Here is a 22,123-nt window from a genome sequence, read left to right as displayed (position 1 = left end):
GGCGAGACCTTATTAATATTCATCTGATAAGAAAAAAATTATTAACCGTATTTCTTCAAATAAAAAGCCACTTCACCATTAGAGGAGAGAGGCTTCAATAAATTAAAGTTTTGAGCAGGTTATTATTCGATGGCTTAAAACATCCTGATACTTTAATATGATATTCCCATGTTCATTTAAAATTTGAAATAATTCAGGTTCAAAATTGTTCGAGAAATGAAATTCAGTGGTATTATTACCATGACTTATATTCGTTTTTTCTGTTTTAATAACAATATCTTTGAATCCTGCCTGAATAAATAAATTTCGCCAATCATCTTCCAACAATAAAGAATCCAGAGCATAAAACTTCATTATTTCAGATTCCTCTTGAGGACTTATTTTTGAGTTAATGGTCATTTCATTGGCAATCAGCCGTCCGCCTTTTTTTAAAACCCGAAAAAATTCACTAATCGCAACAGGTTTGTTAACAAAGGCTAATACAGATTCTGATAAAATAAAATCAAAAGTATCATCTTTAAAGGGAAGTTTTTCAACAGACCCTTGGATTAACTTGATTGGTAAACCTAATGACTGAAATCGATTTTTTGCTTTTTCAATCATGATTGGATTAATCTCCACACCAACTACCTTTGCAAAATAATGCTGATAAAGAAATGCTGCTGTTTGGCCTGTGCCGCAGCCGGCATCTAGGATACGTGACTTATTTGTAATATCTTCATTGGACAAAATATTTTTTGTTAATGGAATTCCACCAGGATGTGCTCCACCCACCCCAAATTTGGCTAAGAAGTCAAAATAAGTTAAACCTCCCATAAATAAAGACACCACCTCATTTATCTTGTAGCAGTTTATGTAAAATATAGGTGAGAGGTTCTTTCAAATTAGTCTGAATAATAAAAGGATAAATAAGTGTGTAATGTAAACTGAAAAGGAACCGACATACCAGTAAATAACTAATTAAGTTCTTATTTCTTGCTATATTCTCTTTTTAATAAGCGCAAATTAAAGAAATGGAAGGGCAGGATCCTTTCCATTTCAATTTGAAGGAGTGCTTTAGATGAAAAAAATGAAAGCTCAACCGTTTCTCAAAATGTTTGCAAGAAAACGTAAAAGTAGAGGAGCAATGTGGGCCTCTCTATTAGGCATTGGTTTAAGTGCTGCTGTTTTTGGAGTGACAAAGGGAAAACGTAGAGACGTTGCACTTCCTTTTAAAAATATGGTAAAAAATTTCACACCTAAAACCAATCTTAATCTAATGGATAATGCTGCATTAACAGAGTTTTCAGAGGAGCTATTAATGAGTGCATTAAATAATAAAAAACAATAAGAAAAAAGTCCGCACATTGGCTGCGGACTTTTTAATATGGTGGAGCTGGGACTTTTTTCGGTATGTAATTAATATTTTCAGAAGAGTATACACTTATTATTAACAGATGGCCTAATGTCCTTGCTCGAATTAATACGGGTTGATTATAGGTATTCTTAAACTCGAAATCGGCTCCATACCAACTAACCGTTGCGTCACGTCCAGGTGGAATATAAGGGACCTTTCTGGAATGAGAAAACCGCTCTACAATCTTGATGCCTGCATTATCTACAGCGTTATATAGGGTTGAGGATACTTGGCAAATCCCACCGCCAATGTCTTCTGAGAATTCTCCTCTTACGATGACCTTGGCACGTAAATAGCCCTTCGCAGCTGTTCTTTTACCAACTACCCTGTTAAAGGAAAATGTTTCACCCGGAAAAACCACCTGGTTGTTAATTGCTTTTGTTGCCAGTTCTATATTGGTAGATCTTTTTTTATTACTGGGATTAAAAGACGTAACATAACGCCCAATTCTCATACTGCGAATATCACTAAGTAATTCGCTATCCACCTTTGGATAAACTGCATGGAAAGGTAATTCCATGACCTTTGCTTGTCTAGAACTAAAAATATAAGCATAAAATTTCTCTGTAAATGCTTGATGATTGATTTGAGACCCGGCTTTTTCTGGAATAATACCACCATATTGATCCAAGCTGGCATTTTTTGGTTCAATGGAAAATTGTTTGTTTAAATTATCCAAAAATCTACTGTACTTTCTAGAATTTAATAATGGCAGGCCGGTTTTGGAATAGGTGAAATCCTCACGATTAATCGTAGTTACTGTATGGCCGTCCTTGGTGATAGTTAGACGATCTTGTACATTAGTAACCGGTTGGGTTAACAGGAAATATCCCATTAACAATGATAAAATCATACTTAGCAACCCCCTCACTATAATATTGGTAGAAGTAAGCTAATTCATGTAATCACAAAACAGATTCAATCATTTTTGAAAAATTAAAAAGTAATTTCCTTTTTTTTCTTTACAACAATCAAAGAATATAATATTCTCATTATTGAGAATGATAATATATAGGAGCTAATTTAATATGATAAATGAATCAACTGTTGACGTTATTTTGCATCCTGTTCGAATGAGAATCATCCAGTATTTAATTAACCAACAACTTACAGCGCAGCAATTAAAAGAATTTCTACCAGATATCCCGCAAGCGTCATTGTATCGCAACTTAAAAAAATTAGTTGAAGCAGAAGTCATTCATATAGTAGATGAAATTCCAATAAGAGGAACAGTCGAAAAAGTTTACTCCATTCATAATCCTAACAAGGTATCCATTGGACCTGAAGACTTAAATAAGCTTTCAAGAGATGAACATATGAGCCTTTTTATTAAATTTATGGCCAATTTAATGGGCGAATATGATCGATACTTAGATCAGGACAGCATCGATCTAGTTACCGATGGTGTCACATTCCGACAAGCATCCATCCACTTAAATGACGAGGAGTATGTGGAATTTATAAACGAACTTTCAGCTGTTTATCAAAAAGTTATTAAAAACGAACCAAAAGAGGGGAGGAGAAGAAGGACAGTAGCTACAATCGTGATTCCAGAGAAAAAGAAATTTAAGAAAAATGATATGTAAGTACAAGTTGATTGGAGTGGAAGGCGGCGAAGACTCCTGCGGGAGTACGGGACAGGGGAGACCCCGCAGGCGCTGAAAGCGTTGAGGAGGCTCCCCGAACCGCCCGCGGAAAGCGAAGCCGGCTGGAACGGAAATCAACTGACTAGTATAATGTAGTTAGCCAAACAAAAAAGACTGTCGATTTTTAACCTCGAATCCTTCGAGATTGTCGACAGTCTGAAATGGTCATCATTTTGATGATCATTTTTTTTGTTTCTGCTGAAAAATTTGTTGAAATATAGTATATTAATAGATGATAACAACAGGATAGAAAAGTGCTAGCAGATTGCTAATGGATATATAGGAGTGAATAACATGTCTGAAAACGAAAGAATTCAATTAAATGTAAGAATTACAAAAGACACTTCGAAGTTGCTAGATGAAATCGTTGAATATTACCAACAAGGATTAAAGCTTGGTCGAATCTATAAAGGAGATGTACTAACAGATATCATTGAAAAGTCGTATGAAGTAATGAACAAGCAAAAAAGATCATTAACAAAAAGGTATTAAAGGGATTTTCGTTAGTTGAGAATGAATACTCTAAAACAATTTAGATCCTCGTTGGTGCTTAAGGGGCATTATTGAATATGATATAATTCTCATTAGACATATAAGAGAATGCGAGGACATAATGTGAAGGGAAAAATTACAGCACAAAGCATCAGTCTATTTGAAAAAAAGGGTTTTACCGAAACGTCCATTCAAGACATCGTTGATTCACTTAGTGTTACAAAGGGAACTTTCTACTATTACTTTTCGAGTAAGGAAGAATTACTAATGGATATCCATCTTGGTTATATAGACGGTTTACTTCATAATCAGGACCATATATTAAAGGACACTTCAAAATCATTCAAGGAAAAATTATCTGCGAATGTTTATATGCTAATTACGAATATAACAACCCAAGGTGCGGCTGCTAAAATTTTCTTTCGGGAAATGAATAATTTAAGTCCCGAGCATCTTAAAATAATTGAACAAAAAAGAGACCAATTCCGACTAAACATTGAAGGATTAATTCGTTCCGGTATGAAAAATGGGGAGCTCCGTGCTGATCTAAATGCCCCTATAATTACTATGGGGATTCTTGGTATTACCAATTGGAGTTACCAATGGTTTAATCCAGATGGAAACTGCACAGACGAAGAAGTTGCGGAGATTTTTGTCGAAATGATCTTAAAAGGAATTCAAGACAATTAAAGATAAAAGGTATAGTACACTATATTTTAAGGGGACTTGAAGTGATTCAAGCCTTTTTTTGTGGAGAAATATTAATAAACTATGAACAAACTATTAATTAGTATGGAAGAATGGTGTTTATAGTTGATATGCTTAAATTTTGAGATAAACTTAATAAAAAGAACATTTTAGGTATTAGTAGGAGTTGAATTATTTTGAGAATTTTAGTGATCGAAGATAATAAAAGTGTCTGTTCCATGATTGAAATGTTTTTTGCCAAAGAAGGGATAGATGGTGAGTTTGTGAATGACGGACTCGAAGGATACAACCGCATTAAAGAAGAGACTTGGGATGCAGCTATTATCGATTGGATGCTCCCGGGTATGGACGGAGTAACCATCTGCCGTAAAATTCGTCAAGAAAATTATACGGTTCCAATCATCATGTTAACAGCCAAAGACAGTGAGTCTGACCAGGTGCTTGGTCTTGAAATGGGTGCGGATGATTATGTGACCAAGCCATTCAGTCCGCTGACATTAATGGCAAGAATTAAAGCAGTAACACGGCGGTTCCAACCCCAAGTACCTAAGGAAAGTGGCGATTTCCTTCAGACAGAACATTTTAAAATTAGCAAAAATACACGTGAAGTGATCGTCGACGGTACCCCGGTCACAAATTTAACACCAAAAGAGTTTGATTTACTTTACTATATGGTTGAACATCCCCGCCAAGTATTCTCAAGGGAGCAACTTCTGGAACGAGTGTGGGGCTATCAGTTTTATGGGGACGAACGAACGGTGGATGTCCATATTAAACGACTTCGGAAAAAAGTTGAAACAACTGCACAGCCATTCTTCCATACTGTATGGGGGGTAGGGTATAAGTTTGATGAGTCAATTAAAACGGATGAAGTTTAGATACATTTACCAACAATTTTTCAGTCATATCAGTATTATAATTGTTGCTTTCTTAGTATTAAGTTTATTGTTTGCGCATTATGTTGAAAATTTGGTCTATGAAAATAAAGTAAATGAACTGATATCCTACGGGAAGGCGATTCTTTCCGAGATTGATGAATCTCCACAAGCGGCGGACCAAATTATTAATCGTTATAGTTCGGTGTTGACAACAAGAAAAATGAGCTTTAGTATCTTTGATCAATATGGAAAACTATACGCTGTTGGAAAACAGGGTCCAGCTATTGGAGGTTTGTCTGACAAGGATTGGGATCGGATTTCTAAAGGTCGAACCCTTGTGGTAAATAGTGATTTTAAAAGGTTCGGTCAAGAAGGGGTTACCTTTGTTGTTTTACCGTATCTTAATAATGGAACCTTTATAGGTGGAATTCTATTAACGTCACCGATTAGCGGCTCTAGTGCCATGGTTCATCGTGTCAATCAGTATATTATGTACGCCATTATTATTGCGCTAGTTGTTTCCTTTCTGCTTAGCTGGTTTTTATCAAGAATTCATGTGCACCGGATTAAACGTCTTCGTGAAGCAACCTCACTTGTCTCAGCGGGAAATTATCATGTCCACGTTGCATCTTCGAATTTCGATGAGATTGGTGAATTAGCAAATGATTTTAATCATATGGTTAATAAAATTAATACCTCGATGGAGGAAATTGAAAGTCTAGAAAATAGACGAAGACAATTTTTATCGGATGTTTCCCATGAAATGCGGACGCCCTTAACGACTATTAGCGGCGTCATCGAAGGCTTGAAAAATGATATGATTCCCGAGGAAGATAAAGAAAGAGGAATAAATCTTGTAAGTCAAGAAGCAAAAAGACTTATTCGCCTTGTCAATGAAAACTTGGATTATGACAAAATACGCTCCAATCAAATTCGGTTGTACAGAGAAGATATCCAGCTCCTTGAGGCATTTGAGATTATTCAAGATCAATTAATGCTGCAAGCAGAGGATAAAAATAATCAGATTCTAATTGAGGTTGAACCAGAAGTTATTGTAAATGCTGACTATGACCGGCTGATTCAAATTTTAATTAATATTACCAAAAATAGCATTCAATTTACCACGAACGGGACGATTTGGCTTCGCGGGCGAACGGAAGGGCAGTCGACCATTATTGAAGTGGAGGATACCGGGATTGGCATTGATCCGAGTGAGATAGAAAACATCTGGCGACGATTCTATAAGGCTGATATCTCTAGGACCAGTAATCCTTATGGAGAATTTGGATTGGGCCTTTCGATTGTTAAGCAATTGGTTCTCCTTCATAATGGGGAAATTAATGTTTTCAGTGAAGAGGGAAAAGGAACAAAATTCGTCATTAAACTATAAAAATTGCGAGAAGCTGTGGGCTGGTGCCTGCAGCTTTTTTATTCAATAAAGATAAAAATTCGTAGATATTTCTAAAAGCCGTTATAGTTTGTTAATAATTTCTTAAGATTTGCAAGGTAAAGTAGAGACAAGATAAAGAATGCTTAAAGGAGATTGAATGAAAATGGATTATAAAAATGATAATGAATTTGATAAAGATCAACCAAATACATCTGATTTAACAGAAATTACAAAAGCAAAAGAACAATTAGAGGAGTCAATCAAAATCAACCATACAGAAGAAAATTCCTATGCAGTGGATGCGACCTTCACAGTGGAAACTAATGATTTTGGGAATCGTGAGGAACAAGAAGCACAATCTGAATTTGAACCTGCAACGAAATCAACAGTAACACCAGGAATGGAACCAACGCGTACAACCAATCAAGTGGATCAAAAGAAAATGAAAAAACGGAACGTAAAGGGATTTGCCTCCACACTTGCAGCTGGGGTAATTGGGTCTGTATTGACATTAGCGATTTTGCCACATACAGACTACATAAAAGATCATTTCCCGAAAGTGGAGTCTCAAGAGGCAATTAGTTCTCAACAAGGTACTGCGGTCAAACCTGTAGTAGCTCAGCCAACAGCGACAACTTCTAATTCGATTGCGGATACAGTTGAAAAGGTATCGAAGGCGATTGTCGGGATTGTCAATTATCAGCAACAACAGAATAATTTTTATGGAAATTCTAGTTCTTCGCAAAGTGTGGAAACCGGTTCGGGGTCGGGAGTTATTTTTCAAAAAAATAATAATACAGCCTATATTGTCACCAATAACCACGTCGTCGAAGGGGCTACGAAACTAGAAGTATCTTTGTATGACGGTGAAAAAGCCACCGCTGAAGTGGTTGGCACAGATGCTTTAACGGATCTCGCTGTTTTAAAAATTGACGCCAAATACGTGACGGCAACGGCTGATTTTGGTGATTCGTCAACACTTCGTCCAGGCGACCAGGTCTATGCCATCGGGAACCCGCTTGGACTTGATCTTTCAAGAACAGTCACACAAGGGATTGTGAGTGCAACTAACCGAAGTATTGCCATTACAACCTCTGCAGGAAATTGGGATACCAATGTTATTCAAACCGATGCAGCAATTAATCCTGGGAACAGCGGGGGTGCTTTAATTAACCCACAAGGACAAGTGATTGGCATTAATAGTTTGAAAATTTCAGAGAGTGGTGTCGAAGGGTTAGGCTTTGCGATTCCTAGTAATGATCTAATTCCCATTGTAAATGAATTAATTAAGAATGGTAAAATCGACCGTCCATATCTTGGGGTAGGACTTGCCGATCTTAATCAAGTGGCACAAATGTATTGGCAAAACCTGCCGAGCACAACAAAAGGTGTTATGCTCACAAATATTGAGGCCAATTCAGCAGCTGCAAACGCTGGACTCCAAGTAAAAGATATTATTGTTTCCATGAATGGCACGGAAATTACCAGTTCCTCTGATTTACGAAAATATCTATATACGAAAGTAAACAAGGGGGATGAAATAAAATTGGGAGTTTACCGCGATGGAAAACAAATCACTGTAAAAGTGAAACTTGCGGATTAATTGGAGGGAGTATCAAGAAAAATGTCATTTTTAAAACAAAAAAAATAATGGTAATAATCCTATCAGTACTTATTGTAGCGTCAGTAATTTTACTAAGTTTCACCCTTAAGAAGGAGGATACAGTCGCAACGTTTAATGGAGAGGCCATTAGTAAAGACCAGCTATATAGTGAAATGGTCGAACAGTACGGTCCTGCTACCGTGGATAAAATCATTAGCGAAAAAATTGTGGCTGCAGAAGCTAAAAAACAAAAAGTTAGTGTTAAAGATAGTGAACTGAATCAAGAAATTGAAACTCTAAAAGCATCATATGGCGGCGAAGAAGCCTTTAATAAAGCGCTTGAAACCAACAATACTTCTTTAACATACCTAAAACAAGATCTAAAAAATTACTTGACGATTAAAAAATTGCTGGAGCCGGAAATTACCATTACCGATGAGGAAATGAAGACTTATTTTAATGAAAACAATACATTTGCCCAAGCCGAGCAAATTAAAGCAAGTCATATTCTCGTTGCTGATGAGAAAACCGCGAATGTGGTCAAAGAAAAGTTAAACAATGGCGGAGATTTTGCAAAGTTAGCGAAAGAATATTCGACCGGTGAGAGTACGAAGGATGCTGGAGGCGAACTTGGTTATTTTGCAAAAGGTACCATGGTCACAGAATTTGATGATGCAGCATTTGGCCTTGCCGTCGGAGAAGTTAGTAAGCCTGTAAAGACAAAGTATGGGTACCATATTATTAAAGTAGAGGCTAAAAAGAAGGGAAAAGAAGCAAATTATAATGACAGTAAGGCTAAAATAAAAGAAACATTACTAGATCAGAAAATTGACTCAGAGTACGCAACATGGCTAGAGAAAAAGAAGAAGAGTTATGATATTAAGAATACCTTAGAAAAAGTCTAACCTAAGGGTCACGAGGTGAATAACAAGATGAATCGGGTCGGGAAATTTGCAGCGAATGATACAGTAGATGATCTTGAACTAATGCATATGGTTTTTGAACTTCCTGAAAAGGATAAAATGATTATGTGGTCAGAGGGCTATATTGATCTTGTGATTGAGAAGTTGCCTGAGTATGCCCGAGATGTATTGGAGAATCGCAAGGAAAAGTGGGAAGATACGAAAGCTTATTATGAAAAGAAGATTGAAGATATTATTAACCAGGAAGAGTTTAAATTGATGCAAAAGGGCGAACGAAAGGAGTTCGCCCTTTTCGTCAAGGATCGGTATCCAGAGTACCAATCATTATTATTTTTGATCTATGATGGTAATCTAAAAGAAGATGACTTTAGGAAGTTTGTCTATCGCAGAAGGCAGGGATCTCGTAAAAAGTACCTTCATTAAATGGGGATTGGCGAAAAAAAGTGACAATTAAGCGAAATAACACGAAAAATTGGCGAAATAACTTTTCAATTTGGCGAAATTCACCCGAGGGTCCGCGAAATAACCGCCCCAAGCGGCGAAATCTGAATTCCTAACCTTTAGATTAATCAGAAAAAATAGGCTTGCAATCGGTATCAGAACTATTTACAATGAAACTAACTAATTGGAAACGGAGGTGGAGAAGAGATGAAACGTTCTATTTATGCACGGTTAGTTTGGTTGGAAGCACTCAATATTTATCGTGCAATTTTTCATGGTGTAATTTTCAAAGGGGGTAGTCTGCCCTTTTTTTCAAAATTACAAAATGAATATGGAACGATAACACATCTCTTTACCCACAATAAATAGGCAGAAGAGAGTGCGCATATCTGCACTCTTTTTTCATGCCTAATTTTAACTAGCCGCGGGTCATAAAAGATGCCCGCGGCTTTTTTTATTCGGAAGAGAGTGTTCATCTTAATTTATATAAATAAGGAGAATGAACATGATTATTTGCAGTGTAAACCATATTACCAAATCATTTGGCGGAAATATAATTTTTAAAGATCTATCCTTTGAAGTACAAGAAGGGAACAGGATTGGCTTTGTCGGGCGTAATGGCAGTGGTAAAACAACGTTATTAAAGCTATTAGCTAACCAAGAATTGGTTGATGAAGGGGTTATTCATTGGAAAAGGGGTTTGAAGATTGGTTACTTGGCCCAGATACCTGATTTCAAGGAACTAACAAGTAAAGAAGTACTAAAAACAGCATTTGAGCAATTAACAGCCACCGAAACTAAGCTTCGAGAATTAGAAGTTGAAATGGGAGATGAAGCTGCACCAGGACACCTCCAAAGATTAATGGATCAATATGGAAAGCTCCAGGATGAATTTATCTTAAATGGCGGGTATGAAATGGATGCCCAATTGGATAGGATTGCAAACGGGTTGAATATTACCGACCTGCTTGATAAACCCTTCTCATCATTAAGCGGCGGAGAAAAAACAAAAGTTGGATTGGGTTTGAGTTTATTGAAAAATCCTGAGCTTCTTCTGCTAGATGAACCGACCAACCATTTAGATATGAAAGCGATTGAATGGCTGGGGGCCTTTCTAAAGGAATATACAGGAACGATTATTCTCATCTCACATGACCGTTACTTTTTAGATGAAGTGGTCACGAAAGTGATGGAAATGGAAGATGGAGAAATTGAACTGTACCATACGAATTTCAGCGGTTATGTGAAAGTAAAAGAAGAACGGCTCTTAAGAGAATTTCAGGAATATCAAGAACAACAGAAAAAAATTAAAAAAATGAAAGAAGCAATAAAGCGTCTCCGTGACTGGGCGAACCGCTCCAATCCACCAAGTGCTGCCCTTCATAAACGGGCGACCAATATGCAGAGGGCACTGGATCGAATTGAAAAACTAGACCGCCCAAAAATAGACGTCAAAAAAATGGCGATTGATTTCGAAGCCCATGATCGAAGCGGTAAAGATGTAATCGTCATAGAGGACGTTGCGAAGAGTTTTGGAAGGAAGAACTTGTTTGACAAAGTAAACATGCTCGTACAATTTATGGACCGCACTGCAATTGTCGGGGAAAATGGTACCGGTAAATCCACACTTTTAAAAATGATTCTGAAGGAAATGGAGCCAGATAAAGGTGTTGTCAAGGTGGGCAGCAATGTAAAGGCAGGTTATCTGTCACAACATGTCTTTATGGATATTGGCGAACAACAGCTGATTGACGTGTTTCGGTCTGAAGTCGTCGTCAATGAAGGAGAGGCTCGTCATATTTTAGCCCGGTTTTTATTTTACGGACCAGCCGTTTTTCGGAAGGTCAGTCAACTGAGCGGCGGAGAGAGAATGAGACTTAGACTTGCCCAGTTGATGTACCAGGATATTAATCTTTTGATTCTGGATGAACCGACCAATCATCTCGACATTGATTCTTGTGAGGTGTTAGAGGAAGCGCTAGAACAGTTTAATGGCACCATTTTAGCTGTGTCCCATGACCGCTATTTTCTCAATAAATTGTTTAAGAAAATATACTGGCTTCAGGATGGGACTGTTCGCTATTTCGATGGGAATTATGATTGGGCGAAAAGCAAATTGGAGGAAACAATCGAGGTAAAACAGCCGGAAAGGCCAGTGTTGACGAAAACTTCCCCACCGAAAGCATCAAAGGTGGAAGATGTGGGGGTAGCCTTGATTGAGGAAAAAATTGAGCAAATTGAAGCGGAAATTCAGCTTTTAAAACAAAAACTTAGTGAGGAACGTGAACTTGAATTGCTGCAAAGAATTTATTTTGAGTTAGAGGAGCGGGAAAATAACCGTGACCGTCTCTACCAACAGCTAGAAGAAATAGTTCCCCTTCAACATTTTGGGAGCTGCAATGGAGTCGCAAGTTTGCGGCTTCTTTTTTGTGGTAGAAATTACTTTTCGAAAGGGGTGCTTTTCCTTATAATTAGAGATGTTTCTTTCATAAAGGATGGGTTGGTATGAATATTCATTTTTCTTTAAAGCAAGTATCGCTCCTTTTAATCGTTACCTTGACAGGGGTGGTTTGGTCAGTCATCTTTCATCATCCGCTAGTCATAGGATTTTTTCCAGGCTATCTCGTACTTACTTGGTTGGCTACGAGAAAAAATTTACGTTTAAAACAGATTCTACATATTTGTATTTTGGGTGTGAACAAAACTAGAATCGTCATCTTAATTTTATTTCTGGTGAGTTTTTTACTGCCATCTTGGTATTTAGCAGGGACTATTCAGCAAATGGTGGAAATTGCTCTGCATTTTATTGTTCCAAATCATTTTTTTGTCTTATCCTTTCTCTGTGCTTTGGTATTTTCCATGCTGCTGGGAACAACAGTCGGGACTTTAAGTGCAATTGGCATACCAATCATCGGAACGGCCATCGTTCTGAAACTTCCCGTCGAATTGGTGGCAGGCGCCTTAGTTTCTGGTGCATTTGTAGGAGATAGAACTTCCCCATTTTCAAGCGCCCATCAACTATTGTCACATACAGTTGAATTGCCCTTAAAAAGACAATGGAAAGCGATGCTTTTTACTACGCTAGCCGCTATTTTTCTATGCTTTTGCTTTTATGGAGCGGCGGACTATCTAGTCTCAGGTACGGCTGGTTCAAAGCAGCAACTTGTAAGTTGGAATGATCTTTCTCTCATTAAATTTATCCCACCGTTTATCTTAATTATATTTGTCCTTTTAAGAATTAGTATCGTTTATGCTTTTTTAACAAGTATTCTATCAGCAGCAGCCATTGCACTTTTCAGTGGATCTTCGTGGCCAAAACTCGTATTCTCATTGTGGCATGGAATCGAGTGTCTAGGCGGTGGGTTCCTTCATATGTACGAATTGCTCTTATTTCTAGCTTTAGCAGGAGCATATAATGGACTTTTGGAAGAAATGAATGTCATTCAGCCTTATTTAGATAGATGGTTACAATCATCCCGCACGCTAACTGGCGACACACTAAAAACAATGCTGGCGACATTTTTGATCACGTTAATCGCGGCAAATCAAACGCTGCCGATTATTCTCACTGGCAGATCTTTTCTGCCCCATTGGTCTAGTAAATATGGAAAAGAAGAGATAGCCCGAGTTATGGGGGATTCCACCATGCTGTTTCCGGGGGTGGTGCCTTGGAGTGTTCTTGCCATTATGTGCAGTACCATTGTCGGAATACCAATAATGGCATACCTTCCATTTGCCCTTTTTTTATGGATTTTACCCATTATAACGATTCTAGTATCTTTAGTGAAACAAGCACGAAAATCAAAGGAAAAGCAGGCAGTAATAGCCTAAAATGGAGTCCGATGCGACTCCTTTTCTGCATCCGATATTAATCACTCCGAATGAAGTCCCTAATTCTTTCATATATGTGGTAGTAAAGAATTTGGACAAGGGATGATCAGATGCTGAAAAAGTTGGCGATAATAGGATTCGGGAGCACGATGATCGGGATTGGTATTAATGGGTTTATTCTGCCATTACATATCATTAATGGAGGATTTTTTGGTATCAGCCTGCTGCTAAAATATATTTTGGGTTTTAAAGTTGGGATGACATTTATCTTACTAAATATTCCTGTTTACACGTACGCCTACAAATCAGATCCCGAGTATTTTTTTAATGGTGTGATGGGAGCAATCTGTTCCGGTATTATGATTGAATTGCTGGTGCCATTGAATGGAATGTTTCATTTGTCCGTCCTTAGCAGTGTGATTATAGGAGCGGTAATCATTGGGAGCGGGGTTGGGGTGATGCTCCGAAATCATATTAGTCCAGGCGGAATGGATCTGCTGGCCCTGCTTATTGCTAAATGGTCTAGAATGAATGTTGGGTTAATTATGTTTGTGATGGATGCTGTTATAATTATTACCGGTTTGTTCCTGCTGCAAGATGTGAAACTTTTTTATTCGCTTGTTATCGTTGCAATAGTGGGACTTTTGGCAAGTCTGATTACCACTAGGAACATTGAGCAGAATGTAATAAAGTAAATATTACACATTAGGGGTAAGATGAGTAAATATAAACAAGCTTGTTAATAAGGAGATATACGATGGAACCTCTCAGAGATCTTCTCGAGGAAAATTTAAAGATTTTATTTGTTGGTTTTAATCCAAGCATTCGCTCTAGTGAACTTGGGCATCATTATGCAAGTCCAAACAATCGTTTTTGGAAGATATTGTACGATTCAGGGTTAACACCACGGAAATATGAAGCAATGGAAGATGCGAAGCTTTTAGATTTAGGATTTGGATCTACAAATATTGTAGAAAGGCCTACAAAAGCAGCGGATGAAATTACCAAAGGAGAGTATAGAGAGGGAAGTGAGATCTTAAAGAAGAAGATTGATCAGTTTAAGCCAAAGATTGTCTGCTTTGTTGGAAAAGGAGTCTATCAGCAATACAGTGGGTTAAAAGTAATTCAGTGGGGAAGACAAACCACTAGCATTGTTCCAGGGGTTGTCGATTTCGTAGCGCCATCTTCTAGTGGTCTAGTACGTATGAAGTTGGAGGAAATTATTAATATTTATAAAGGGCTTGTCCCTCTGCTATCAGAATAAAACATCGTCGGGTGATGCTGCTCCCCGGCGATGTTTTTTATACTTCGAATTTATTCTTATAGTGGGACAAGGCGATAAGAGGAAAAATATAGCGATAGCTGTGATAGTGAATGTAAAAACCACCGGCCATACCTTGCCCCTTCGGATAAGCGGTAGTCCAATCTTCTTTTTCGAGGGAAGTTAATAAATAGGTGATTCCGTTTCTTATTTGTTCTGTAGGTTCTTCTGAAGCTGCAATCAAGGCATCAAGTGCCCAGGCAGTGTGTGTTAAGGTGCTAAATCCTAATGGCACATAAGCCTTTTTGCTATCACTATGGCATGACTCACCCCAGCCGCCATCTTTATTTTGAATACCATCTAACCATTTTATGGATTTTTGGATAGCTGCATGATTAGAAGGAATCCCAGCGGCTAGTAACCCTGTAAGGGCTCCCCATGTTCCATAAAGATAGCAAATTCCCCATCTACCATACCAAGAGCCATCCTTCAATTGATTACTTAAAAGCCATTCCACCCCTTTATGGATTGCTTTATGGTCCCTAGATAGATTCGTGTAATTCCCCAAAAACTCTAGCGTTCGCCCCGTAATGTCAGCACAAGATGGATCTGTTAGCAAAAATTCTCCTTTTTCAATGGGGAAAAATTCGAATAATTTTGTATCGGTATTTTTTTCAAACGCTCCCCAGCCGCCATCGTCATTTTGCATCGATAAAAGCCAGTTAAGGCCCCGGTCCCAGACATGCCTTTCAAGAGGATTCATTCTCGAAATAGACCGAAGTGATGCTGTTGTATCGTCCACATCTGGATTCATCGTATTGACATCTGAAAATCCCCATCCTCCTGGCAATGTCTTTGGATTATGAATGACCCAATCACCAAATTTATGATGCTGCCGGTTTAAAAGATATTGATTGGCCATTGTCACCATTGGGTCATCTGAGGCAACCCCAGCGGATTGCAGAGCATAACCAATCAATGAAGTATTCCAGACATTTGCTGTTGTGTACTGCATATGGGGATGGCCGTTGATATCGCATTTCATCGCAAGCAACCCGTTCACAGCCTTGGTGATTACGGGATCTGTTTTCTTGTACCCATGGGACAGCAGAGCAAATATCATTAAAAAGGTGCAACTGTAATAACTATAAAAAGAGCCGTCGGGTTCGAGGTGGTTCAGCATGTAGTTCTTAGCCCGTTCGACCGCTAACTGATGGAGTTGTTCAGGTAAGCCCATTAATCTTTTAACTCCATCCTTGATAAATGAAAGCAGGGAACGGTATTCCGAGGAGCGAAACCAGAGATTTTCCTGCTGCCGGTGTAAATATAGTTCCGAAAGATTAGGGCTCATTGACGTTTTGATAAAAAACTTTTTATCAGCAAGTAGAATAATTGGTGTTAGATTGGCTCGCCCAAAGACAGAAAAGGAATAAAAATTAATTGGAAAATAATGTGGCAGGAGGATAAATTCAATGGGAAGAGGTGAAAAATCTGGCCAAATATATTGTCCTGTTAAAGAAAGCATCACTTTGGTAAAGATACTTACTTCTTCTAAGCCGCCTTTGGATAAAATAAATTTTTTCGCTTCTCGTAAACGCTTGTCATCCTTCTTGGCATACCCTGAATACAACAATGCGTAATAGGCTTCCACGGTGGCGGTCAAGTTGCCATCACCCTCATCGTAGAAAAGCTTCCAAGCCCCATTCTTTTCTTGCTTACTAAAAATCCTCGCCACCAAGCCTCGAATTAATTCTTCATCATTTAATTCCAATGTCCGCAATAAAATGATCATATAGGCATCTGTTGACAATCCTGTTTCAAAAGGGTAATTCCATGATCCGTCGGGAGATTGGTCTGCTCGAAGCCTTTCAATAAGCCAATCGATGCCCTTGCTAGTATTAATCATAGGTATTTCTCATTCCTCTCCCAGAAATCTATTCTCATTCATACATATTCCATTGGTGGAAGGAGAATTCGTATAGGAGGTCATGAGCCATTTTTTTTACGAGAAATCGCCAAAAAACCACACTTGAAATGATTAGAGAAGAATTAAAAAATAAGAGCAAACAAGCAGCGATGCCGCCCAAACTTACGGAAGCAGATGGTGCTCTTTTAGAGCAAATAAGAGGAAAGACAGCCGTGCATAACCTAAATAATGTCACAAGAACAAAGGCCTACTTAGAATTTTACCTTCTCCATCCTGAAATTCATTGGGCATTCCTTGGACATATGGTTTCCCGTAATGGCGGCTGGAACATGACCGACTTAAAGGGAGAATTTCTCACCCGTTTGCTCTCGAAAAAAGATAGTGAAACCTTTTTTGCCTTTTTAGAGCGTGGGAATTGGCTGATTTTCCAAGATGTATACCCGCAATTTTTGCTGTATCAGGAGAGTTTAAGGCAAAATAAACCATTATTTTATTTATGTTCTTATCTCCATATTTCAACCTTCATGGAAACCATTTGGAATCAATTTTGGCATACCCAAGAAGCCTATATCCTTGCCATCGCCCTGGTTATCAATGAACAAAGTTATTTGGAGAAACGAGTAGTTCAAAATCCGCTTTACCAAAAGGGTGTGTTAAATAAATTCGAATTTATCCTCCAAGATTTGCTTTCATTTAACCATATTCTTTTTCCTTATGGAAAAAAGAACCTAGCAGGGCAAACACTCCATCAGTTTGAGTCATTACATGAGCGTATTCTACTTGGAAAAAGATTATATACGATCCTTTTTAAAAACAGGGAGCGGTTAAAACAAGTTTTAGACTGGGCAAAAAACCATCCGCATACCGGATCAAGGAAGGATTACTGGCCGCATATTTTTAATAACGTTAACGAAGGGATTCCGGGATTTGCCTATCAAACACGTTTAAAAGCCTGTCAGCTTAGACCGCGGGCAAGAAAAATATATAGTCCAGCCCTTCAGTACGCTTGGAAGAATGTCAGCCAAACGGAGGCTGAAAAAGGGGATTGGTTTGAAGATGATCATGTGGTGGACTATTTAATTGAGGACCATGAAAAAATAGACGGGGAGATATTACATGAATACTGTAAAACACTTGAACGACTCGAACTCGCAGCCATCGCGAAAAAAGCCATTTCGATTTTGGACTAACCCTTCCGTTGCAACGGTGTTTTTAGCAACCTTGCTTGCGACGTATTTAGATCTATATTTAGTAGGTAAAGGCATATATAAGTTTCCAATGAGGCCAATCTCAAATGTTTTCTCCATTAATATTGGGTTTACACTTGTGGTGATACCGGTGTTTATTTTCGTTTTCCTACGGGTTATGGACCGGTTGAATAAATGGGGGAAGGCAGGAGTAATCTTATTCATCAGTCTTTTAATGCCCATCTTTGAAAGATTTGCGGAATTATTGGGATGGTTTGAACACGCTAAGAACTGGAAACACCTTTATTCGTTTTATGGCTACCTGCTATTTTTAGCCCTTATTTATTCTTTTTACACCTGGATGGCAAAACGAAAAGGTTAACAGACAAAAAGCCGAGATTTTTCATCTCGGCTTTTGCGATGTAACCATTAGTTACACCTTACCCCTTCCGTCCGTACAGTGGTTAAGTGTCCCGCAACAAGCGAATGTTCGGAAGGGGTACTATTATATTACCACTAAAAACTCAGAAATATAACCATTCATCGAAAATTGGGGTGCGAAACTTTCTTTTCTTATTTGAAAAGTGTATGATAATAATGATTTTTACATAAAGGAGTGTTTTTTAATGGCTAAAAAAGGATACATAGTAATGGAAAATGGAGAAAAGATGGAGCTTGAATTTTACCCTAATGAAGCTCCAGGTACAGTTGCGAATTTTGAAAAATTAGCGAACGAAGGTTTTTACAATGGTGTGGTTTTCCATCGTGTCATCCCTGGCTTTGTCAGCCAAGGAGGGGATCCGACGGGAACTGGGATGGGTGGCCCAGGCTACACTATTAATTGTGAAACAGAAGGAAATCCTCACAAGCATGTTCCAGGTTCATTATCAATGGCGCATGCAGGTAAAAATACAGGGGGCAGCCAGTTCTTTATCGTTCATGAATCACAACCTCATTTAAATGGTGTTCACACTGTTTTTGGTCAAGTGACATCAGGACTCGAGACTGCTCTTAAAATGAAAAATGGTGACAAAATGAAAGAAGTTAAAGTATTTGATGAGGAGTAATCCTTAGAAGGGAGAGCAGCTTTGCTCTCTTTTTTTTGTCTAATTTATGATTGGAAAGGGCAAATTAACCTCAAAAGTCAAATTGGGGGTCATTTATGAAGAAATTTGTTTTTATACTCATTCCATTCCTGTTTTTTTCGTTTCAATTAATAGCTAAAGCCGAAAAAGCGGAAGCCAAAAATTTGCAGGCTGCGATTATCATTGATGATTTTGGCGGCGGGACAGGCGGGGTCCGGGACTTCCTTGAAGGAGATATACCGATTACTGCTGCAGTCATGCCATTTACCGAGCACTCGAAAGAACATGCTAAATGGGCACATAAATACGGCATCGAAGTAATGATTCATTTATCGATGGAACCGAAAAGAGGGAAAAGATCCTGGCTTGGACCAAGGCCGATTACGAATGATCTTTCACCAGCAGAAGTAAAACTAATTGTCGAGGATGCAATAAAGGATGTTCCATATGCTGTAGGAATCAATAACCATATGGGCTCCCTTGCCGTTGAAAATGAACAAATTGTTCGCGCAATCGTTGAGGTGGCTAAGAAAAAAAGATTATATATCATCGATAGTGCGACGAGCCCAAATACAAAATTCCCGAAAATAGCCAAAGAGCTAGGTGTTCCCATCCTTAAAAGGGATGTATTTTTAGACGACATCTCCTCCTCTTCACATGTGTACAAACAAATGATTAGACTAGCAAAGGTTACTGAAATTAAAGGTACAGGAATTGCGATTGGGCATGTTGGTATTACAGGAAAGGTATGTTCGATTGGTGTTTTCCAATCGATAGATGAATTCGAAAAACGAAAGATAAAAATTGTCCCTGCTTCCAACCTGTTTACCAGCAAAGCAGCTGAAAAATACTTTATACCATTAAAAAAGGGCAGTTAACCACTGCCTTTTATTTCGCGTTCATTCTACTTTCACAATTGCACCATTACTGATAAAATGTCTCCTATCAAAAACAAATTAATAATTAGTAACTAAGGGAGAAGGAATCGCAAAAAATGAAATTAGTATCATGGAATGTCAATGGGCTTAGAGCGTGTGTTAAAAAAGGGTTTTTGGATTATTTTCAGGAAGTTAATGCAGACATCTTTTGTGTGCAGGAAACGAAACTGCAAGAAGGGCAAATTAATTTGGAGTTGGATGGTTATCACCAATATTGGAACTATGCAATTAAGAAAGGATATTCCGGTACTGCTGTTTTTACAAAAAACAAACCACTTTCCGTTCGGTATGGCGTTGGGACAGATGAATCTGAAGACGAAGGTAGAATACTTACCTTAGAATTTGATGATTTTTTCTTAGTTAATGTTTATACCCCAAATGCACAAAGAGATTTAGCTCGAATTAATTTTAGATTGGAATGGGAAGATCGAATTCTTCAACATATAAAAGATCTAGATCAACTGAAACCAGTGGTCCTATGCGGGGACCTGAATGTTGCTCATCAGGAAATTGATTTGCGCAATCCTAAATCAAATCTAGGCAATTCTGGCTTTACGGAAGAAGAACGCGGGAAAATGACTGCCTTACTGGCTGAGGGGTTTGTCGACAGCTACCGCTATTTTCATCCTGATCAAGAGGGCGCTTATACCTGGTGGTCTTATATGGCTAAAGTCCGGGAAAGAAATATTGGCTGGCGAATTGACTATTTTATTGTCTCTGAAAAGTTACGTGAGCGACTTAAGAATGTGGACATTCATTGTAATGTAATGGGAAGCGACCATTGTCCAATCCTATTAGAAATCAATTGATTTAATACAATTAGGTTTTCTTATGGTAAATCATAAAATACCTGTCATTTTCTTTATGAAGTAGCTGCATTATAGTTGAATTATAGAAAGTTACGGAAAGGGGAAATGACATGGATAGTAAAAAAGATGTAAAACATCAGTTTGGAAAAAGTGCTGATTCCTATGTGAGTAGTGCCATCCACAAGGATGGGAAGGACTTGCAAAAACTTGTCCAATTGGCGACGTTCACTGGCGAAGAAGACTTACTGGATATTGCTACTGGCGGAGGACATACTGCTAATGCGTTTGCTCCTTTGCTTAAGAAAGTCACAGCTTTGGATTTAACTCCGGAAATGTTAAAAGCAGCAGAAAAATTTATTCGAGCTAATGGTCATTTAAATGTCGATTTTATAATAGGGGATGCAGAAAATCTTCCTTTTTCAGATGGAGTATTTGATATTGTTACCTGTCGGATTGCTCCGCACCATTTTCCTAACGTAAATAAATTTGTTCAGGAAGTTCATCGGGTGTTAAAGCCATCTGGTCAGTTTTTACTTGATGATAATGTTGTTCCAGAAGAAGATGACTATGACTTATTTTATAATACGGTCGAAAAATGGCGCGACTACAGTCATTTTCGCGCTTGGAAAAAGAGTGAATGGCTCCACATGCTTGAGGTGAATGGATTTGAGGTTCATGAAATACATCGATTTGAAAAAACATTCCAATATGAGTCTTGGTGTAATCGAATGAATTTACCAGAGAATGAAAAAGATAAGTTATCCAACTACATCCAAAACTCCTCTCAAAAAGTAAAAGAGAAATTCAGGGTGTCAATTGCGGATGATCAGGTCATCTCATTTCAAGGTGAAGCAGTTATTATGAAGGTATTAAAAAGGTAAAAAACCTTTGCAGAAAGAGGGATTTCTCTTTTTGCAAAGGTTTTTTGCCATTTAAACATCGTTCAAAGCTGTTCCAATCACATCAAATTCCGGCATTTTCTCTTCCAAAACCGATTGATTTAATTGCTCTTGTTCACTAGGAGCAACGAATCCATTTTCATCCTCTTTTTTCATGAAGTCCATACTCACTTTCATGTCATCTCCTTTTGCAAAACACAAGTACAAAAGTATTTTTTCCTATAAAAAGTAATCTAAACCTAATTATTTATCTTTTCTATAGGTATGTTATTAACAATGATAATTGCAAGTCCAGTAATTTCTTCAGAACCATTCAATTCAAATTAAAAAGATTGAAAGAAAATGGTTGACGAATAGTTAATGGGGTAGTATGATATTCATTGTCGCTGAAACGAAATAACTAATTTAAAGATTTAAAAAGGTAATTTCGAAATGAAGTTGACGATGTTTAATTGTTATGTTAAAATAACAAATGTCGCTAATCACTCGATTGGCTGACGAAAGATTAATAGACTTGTTCTTTGAAAACTAAACAAACAAAATCGTGCAAACAAACAATAACTTTTAGTTTTGAATATGAAACTAAGCCAACGTAACAAATGAGCTAATCAACTTTCTTGGAGAGTTTGATCCTGGCTCAGGACGAACGCTGGCGGCGTGCCTAATACATGCAAGTCGAGCGAGACTCTTCGGAGTCTAGCGGCGGACG

At 38.0% G+C, this 22,123-nt stretch carries 24 protein-coding genes and 1 rRNA gene; 21 read left to right on the top strand and 4 right to left on the bottom strand.

Translation table 11 applies throughout. The features are described from left to right. Positions 1-102: 102 nt before the first annotated feature. A complete protein-coding gene (locus ACE198_RS05185; RefSeq protein WP_375374876.1) occupies positions 103-816 on the bottom strand; it encodes a class I SAM-dependent methyltransferase in 714 nt (237 codons plus the stop codon). A 244-nt stretch (positions 817-1,060) separates the two neighbouring features. Between ACE198_RS05185 and ACE198_RS05180 the strand changes: the two genes are divergently transcribed. Further along, on the top strand, positions 1,061-1,330 hold the full coding sequence (locus tag ACE198_RS05180) for a hypothetical protein (RefSeq protein WP_098576722.1): 270 nt from the start codon (positions 1,061-1,063) through the stop codon (positions 1,328-1,330). Between the two features lie 31 nt (positions 1,331-1,361). Here the strand turns inward: ACE198_RS05180 and ACE198_RS05175 are convergent, their stop codons facing one another. Beyond that, on the bottom strand, positions 1,362-2,249 hold the full coding sequence (locus tag ACE198_RS05175; RefSeq protein ID WP_098576723.1) for a VanW family protein: 888 nt from the start codon (positions 2,247-2,249) through the stop codon (positions 1,362-1,364). Between the two features lie 175 nt (positions 2,250-2,424). Between ACE198_RS05175 and ACE198_RS05170 the strand changes: the two genes are divergently transcribed. The 13 genes from ACE198_RS05170 to ACE198_RS05110 all read left to right on the top strand — a co-directional run bounded on the left by ACE198_RS05170 (position 2,425) and on the right by ACE198_RS05110 (position 14,572). Then, positions 2,425-2,982 carry a helix-turn-helix domain-containing protein gene (locus ACE198_RS05170; RefSeq protein WP_375374875.1) on the top strand — a complete coding sequence of 186 codons (558 nt, stop codon included), beginning with the start codon at positions 2,425-2,427 and terminating at the stop codon, positions 2,980-2,982. Positions 2,983-3,336: 354 nt separating this feature from the next. Beyond that, entirely contained in the window at positions 3,337-3,534 is a 198-nt protein-coding gene (locus ACE198_RS05165; protein WP_098576725.1) for a hypothetical protein, read from the top strand. 123 nt (positions 3,535-3,657) lie between these two features. Then, positions 3,658-4,224 carry a TetR/AcrR family transcriptional regulator gene (locus tag ACE198_RS05160; protein ID WP_375374874.1) on the top strand — a complete coding sequence of 189 codons (567 nt, stop codon included), beginning with the start codon at positions 3,658-3,660 and terminating at the stop codon, positions 4,222-4,224. A 194-nt stretch (positions 4,225-4,418) separates the two neighbouring features. Next, positions 4,419-5,120: a response regulator transcription factor gene (locus ACE198_RS05155; RefSeq protein ID WP_098576727.1), complete on the top strand. Its 702-nt coding sequence runs from the start codon at positions 4,419-4,421 to the stop codon at positions 5,118-5,120. Beyond that, positions 5,110-6,510: an ATP-binding protein gene (locus ACE198_RS05150; RefSeq protein ID WP_375375056.1), complete on the top strand. Its 1,401-nt coding sequence runs from the start codon at positions 5,110-5,112 to the stop codon at positions 6,508-6,510. The genes ACE198_RS05155 and ACE198_RS05150 overlap by 11 nt, the downstream gene beginning before the upstream one ends. Positions 6,511-6,673: 163 nt before the next feature. After that, the gene (locus tag ACE198_RS05145) at positions 6,674-8,113 is read left to right on the top strand and encodes a S1C family serine protease (protein ID WP_375374873.1); all 1,440 of its coding nucleotides are present in this window, start codon (positions 6,674-6,676) and stop codon (positions 8,111-8,113) included. A 47-nt stretch (positions 8,114-8,160) separates the two neighbouring features. Beyond that, positions 8,161-9,018: a peptidylprolyl isomerase gene (locus tag ACE198_RS05140; protein ID WP_375374872.1), complete on the top strand. Its 858-nt coding sequence runs from the start codon at positions 8,161-8,163 to the stop codon at positions 9,016-9,018. A gap of 27 nt (positions 9,019-9,045) precedes the next feature. Continuing rightward, positions 9,046-9,459 carry a hypothetical protein gene (locus ACE198_RS05135; protein WP_098576731.1) on the top strand — a complete coding sequence of 138 codons (414 nt, stop codon included), beginning with the start codon at positions 9,046-9,048 and terminating at the stop codon, positions 9,457-9,459. 225 nt (positions 9,460-9,684) lie between these two features. Further along, positions 9,685-9,846 carry an RAxF-45 family protein gene (locus ACE198_RS05130; RefSeq protein WP_375374871.1) on the top strand — a complete coding sequence of 54 codons (162 nt, stop codon included), beginning with the start codon at positions 9,685-9,687 and terminating at the stop codon, positions 9,844-9,846. Positions 9,847-9,982: 136 nt separating this feature from the next. After that, on the top strand, positions 9,983-11,986 hold the full coding sequence (gene abc-f / locus ACE198_RS05125; RefSeq protein ID WP_375374870.1) for a ribosomal protection-like ABC-F family protein: 2,004 nt from the start codon (positions 9,983-9,985) through the stop codon (positions 11,984-11,986). Further along, positions 11,983-13,308: a Na+/H+ antiporter NhaC family protein gene (locus tag ACE198_RS05120; protein ID WP_375374869.1), complete on the top strand. Its 1,326-nt coding sequence runs from the start codon at positions 11,983-11,985 to the stop codon at positions 13,306-13,308. The genes abc-f and ACE198_RS05120 overlap by 4 nt, the downstream gene beginning before the upstream one ends. Positions 13,309-13,418: 110 nt before the next feature. Next, on the top strand, positions 13,419-14,003 hold the full coding sequence (locus tag ACE198_RS05115; protein ID WP_375374868.1) for a YitT family protein: 585 nt from the start codon (positions 13,419-13,421) through the stop codon (positions 14,001-14,003). A 62-nt stretch (positions 14,004-14,065) separates the two neighbouring features. Continuing rightward, positions 14,066-14,572, top strand: a complete 507-nt coding sequence (locus tag ACE198_RS05110; RefSeq protein ID WP_375374867.1) for a mismatch-specific DNA-glycosylase — start codon at positions 14,066-14,068, stop codon at positions 14,570-14,572. A gap of 37 nt (positions 14,573-14,609) precedes the next feature. Here the strand turns inward: ACE198_RS05110 and shc are convergent, their stop codons facing one another. Further along, entirely contained in the window at positions 14,610-16,475 is a 1,866-nt protein-coding gene (gene shc / locus ACE198_RS05105) for a squalene--hopene cyclase (RefSeq protein ID WP_375374866.1), read from the bottom strand. 128 nt (positions 16,476-16,603) lie between these two features. On the opposite strand from shc, the gene ACE198_RS05100 reads away from it, so the two are divergent. From ACE198_RS05100 to ACE198_RS05075, 6 genes are all read left to right on the top strand, one after another. Then, entirely contained in the window at positions 16,604-17,686 is a 1,083-nt protein-coding gene (locus tag ACE198_RS05100) for a DUF2515 domain-containing protein (RefSeq protein WP_375374865.1), read from the top strand. Next, complete coding sequence (locus ACE198_RS05095; protein ID WP_375374864.1) at positions 17,613-18,065, top strand: CBO0543 family protein; 453 nt, start codon at positions 17,613-17,615, stop codon at positions 18,063-18,065. The genes ACE198_RS05100 and ACE198_RS05095 overlap by 74 nt, the downstream gene beginning before the upstream one ends. Positions 18,066-18,309: 244 nt before the next feature. Then, positions 18,310-18,750 carry a peptidylprolyl isomerase gene (locus ACE198_RS05090; protein WP_251462790.1) on the top strand — a complete coding sequence of 147 codons (441 nt, stop codon included), beginning with the start codon at positions 18,310-18,312 and terminating at the stop codon, positions 18,748-18,750. A gap of 95 nt (positions 18,751-18,845) precedes the next feature. Beyond that, entirely contained in the window at positions 18,846-19,646 is an 801-nt protein-coding gene (locus ACE198_RS05085) for a divergent polysaccharide deacetylase family protein (protein ID WP_375374863.1), read from the top strand. A 116-nt stretch (positions 19,647-19,762) separates the two neighbouring features. Beyond that, positions 19,763-20,515, top strand: a complete 753-nt coding sequence (locus ACE198_RS05080) for an exodeoxyribonuclease III (protein WP_375374862.1) — start codon at positions 19,763-19,765, stop codon at positions 20,513-20,515. 110 nt (positions 20,516-20,625) lie between these two features. Continuing rightward, a complete protein-coding gene (locus ACE198_RS05075; protein WP_375374861.1) occupies positions 20,626-21,396 on the top strand; it encodes a class I SAM-dependent methyltransferase in 771 nt (256 codons plus the stop codon). 51 nt (positions 21,397-21,447) lie between these two features. On the opposite strand, the gene ACE198_RS05070 is transcribed toward ACE198_RS05075, so the two are convergent. Beyond that, a complete protein-coding gene (locus ACE198_RS05070) occupies positions 21,448-21,591 on the bottom strand; it encodes a hypothetical protein (RefSeq protein ID WP_180230280.1) in 144 nt (47 codons plus the stop codon). Positions 21,592-22,028: 437 nt separating this feature from the next. Between ACE198_RS05070 and ACE198_RS05065 the strand changes: the two genes are divergently transcribed. After that, positions 22,029-22,123, top strand: a 16S ribosomal RNA gene (locus ACE198_RS05065); the annotation flags it as partial.

Source organism: Neobacillus sp. KR4-4, from assembly GCF_042136325.1.
Lineage (GTDB): Bacteria > Bacillota > Bacilli > Bacillales > Cytobacillaceae > Neobacillus.
Note: the sequence above shows the minus strand (reverse complement) of the source record. Positions and strands in the feature narration are given on the sequence as shown.

Excerpts from the sequence above, each read along its gene's own strand:
- ACE198_RS05185 (WP_375374876.1), bottom strand. The coding sequence starts at position 816 with ATGGGAGGTTTAACTTATTTTGACTTCTTAGCCAAATTTGGGGTGGGT.
- ACE198_RS05180 (WP_098576722.1), top strand. The coding sequence starts at position 1,061 with ATGAAAAAAATGAAAGCTCAACCGTTTCTCAAAATGTTTGCAAGAAAA.
- ACE198_RS05175 (WP_098576723.1), bottom strand. The coding sequence starts at position 2,249 with ATGATTTTATCATTGTTAATGGGATATTTCCTGTTAACCCAACCGGTT.
- ACE198_RS05170 (WP_375374875.1), top strand. The coding sequence starts at position 2,425 with ATGATAAATGAATCAACTGTTGACGTTATTTTGCATCCTGTTCGAATG.
- ACE198_RS05165 (WP_098576725.1), top strand. The coding sequence starts at position 3,337 with ATGTCTGAAAACGAAAGAATTCAATTAAATGTAAGAATTACAAAAGAC.
- ACE198_RS05150 (WP_375375056.1), top strand. The coding sequence starts at position 5,110 with ATGAAGTTTAGATACATTTACCAACAATTTTTCAGTCATATCAGTATT.
- ACE198_RS05145 (WP_375374873.1), top strand. The coding sequence starts at position 6,674 with ATGGATTATAAAAATGATAATGAATTTGATAAAGATCAACCAAATACA.
- ACE198_RS05140 (WP_375374872.1), top strand. The coding sequence starts at position 8,161 with ATGGTAATAATCCTATCAGTACTTATTGTAGCGTCAGTAATTTTACTA.
- ACE198_RS05135 (WP_098576731.1), top strand. The coding sequence starts at position 9,046 with ATGAATCGGGTCGGGAAATTTGCAGCGAATGATACAGTAGATGATCTT.
- ACE198_RS05130 (WP_375374871.1), top strand. The coding sequence starts at position 9,685 with ATGAAACGTTCTATTTATGCACGGTTAGTTTGGTTGGAAGCACTCAAT.
- abc-f (WP_375374870.1), top strand. The coding sequence starts at position 9,983 with ATGATTATTTGCAGTGTAAACCATATTACCAAATCATTTGGCGGAAAT.
- ACE198_RS05120 (WP_375374869.1), top strand. The coding sequence starts at position 11,983 with ATGAATATTCATTTTTCTTTAAAGCAAGTATCGCTCCTTTTAATCGTT.
- ACE198_RS05115 (WP_375374868.1), top strand. The coding sequence starts at position 13,419 with ATGCTGAAAAAGTTGGCGATAATAGGATTCGGGAGCACGATGATCGGG.
- ACE198_RS05110 (WP_375374867.1), top strand. The coding sequence starts at position 14,066 with ATGGAACCTCTCAGAGATCTTCTCGAGGAAAATTTAAAGATTTTATTT.
- shc (WP_375374866.1), bottom strand. The coding sequence starts at position 16,475 with ATGATTAATACTAGCAAGGGCATCGATTGGCTTATTGAAAGGCTTCGA.
- ACE198_RS05100 (WP_375374865.1), top strand. The coding sequence starts at position 16,604 with ATGATTAGAGAAGAATTAAAAAATAAGAGCAAACAAGCAGCGATGCCG.
- ACE198_RS05095 (WP_375374864.1), top strand. The coding sequence starts at position 17,613 with ATGAATACTGTAAAACACTTGAACGACTCGAACTCGCAGCCATCGCGA.
- ACE198_RS05090 (WP_251462790.1), top strand. The coding sequence starts at position 18,310 with ATGGCTAAAAAAGGATACATAGTAATGGAAAATGGAGAAAAGATGGAG.
- ACE198_RS05085 (WP_375374863.1), top strand. The coding sequence starts at position 18,846 with ATGAAGAAATTTGTTTTTATACTCATTCCATTCCTGTTTTTTTCGTTT.
- ACE198_RS05080 (WP_375374862.1), top strand. The coding sequence starts at position 19,763 with ATGAAATTAGTATCATGGAATGTCAATGGGCTTAGAGCGTGTGTTAAA.
- ACE198_RS05075 (WP_375374861.1), top strand. The coding sequence starts at position 20,626 with ATGGATAGTAAAAAAGATGTAAAACATCAGTTTGGAAAAAGTGCTGAT.
- ACE198_RS05070 (WP_180230280.1), bottom strand. The coding sequence starts at position 21,591 with ATGAAAGTGAGTATGGACTTCATGAAAAAAGAGGATGAAAATGGATTC.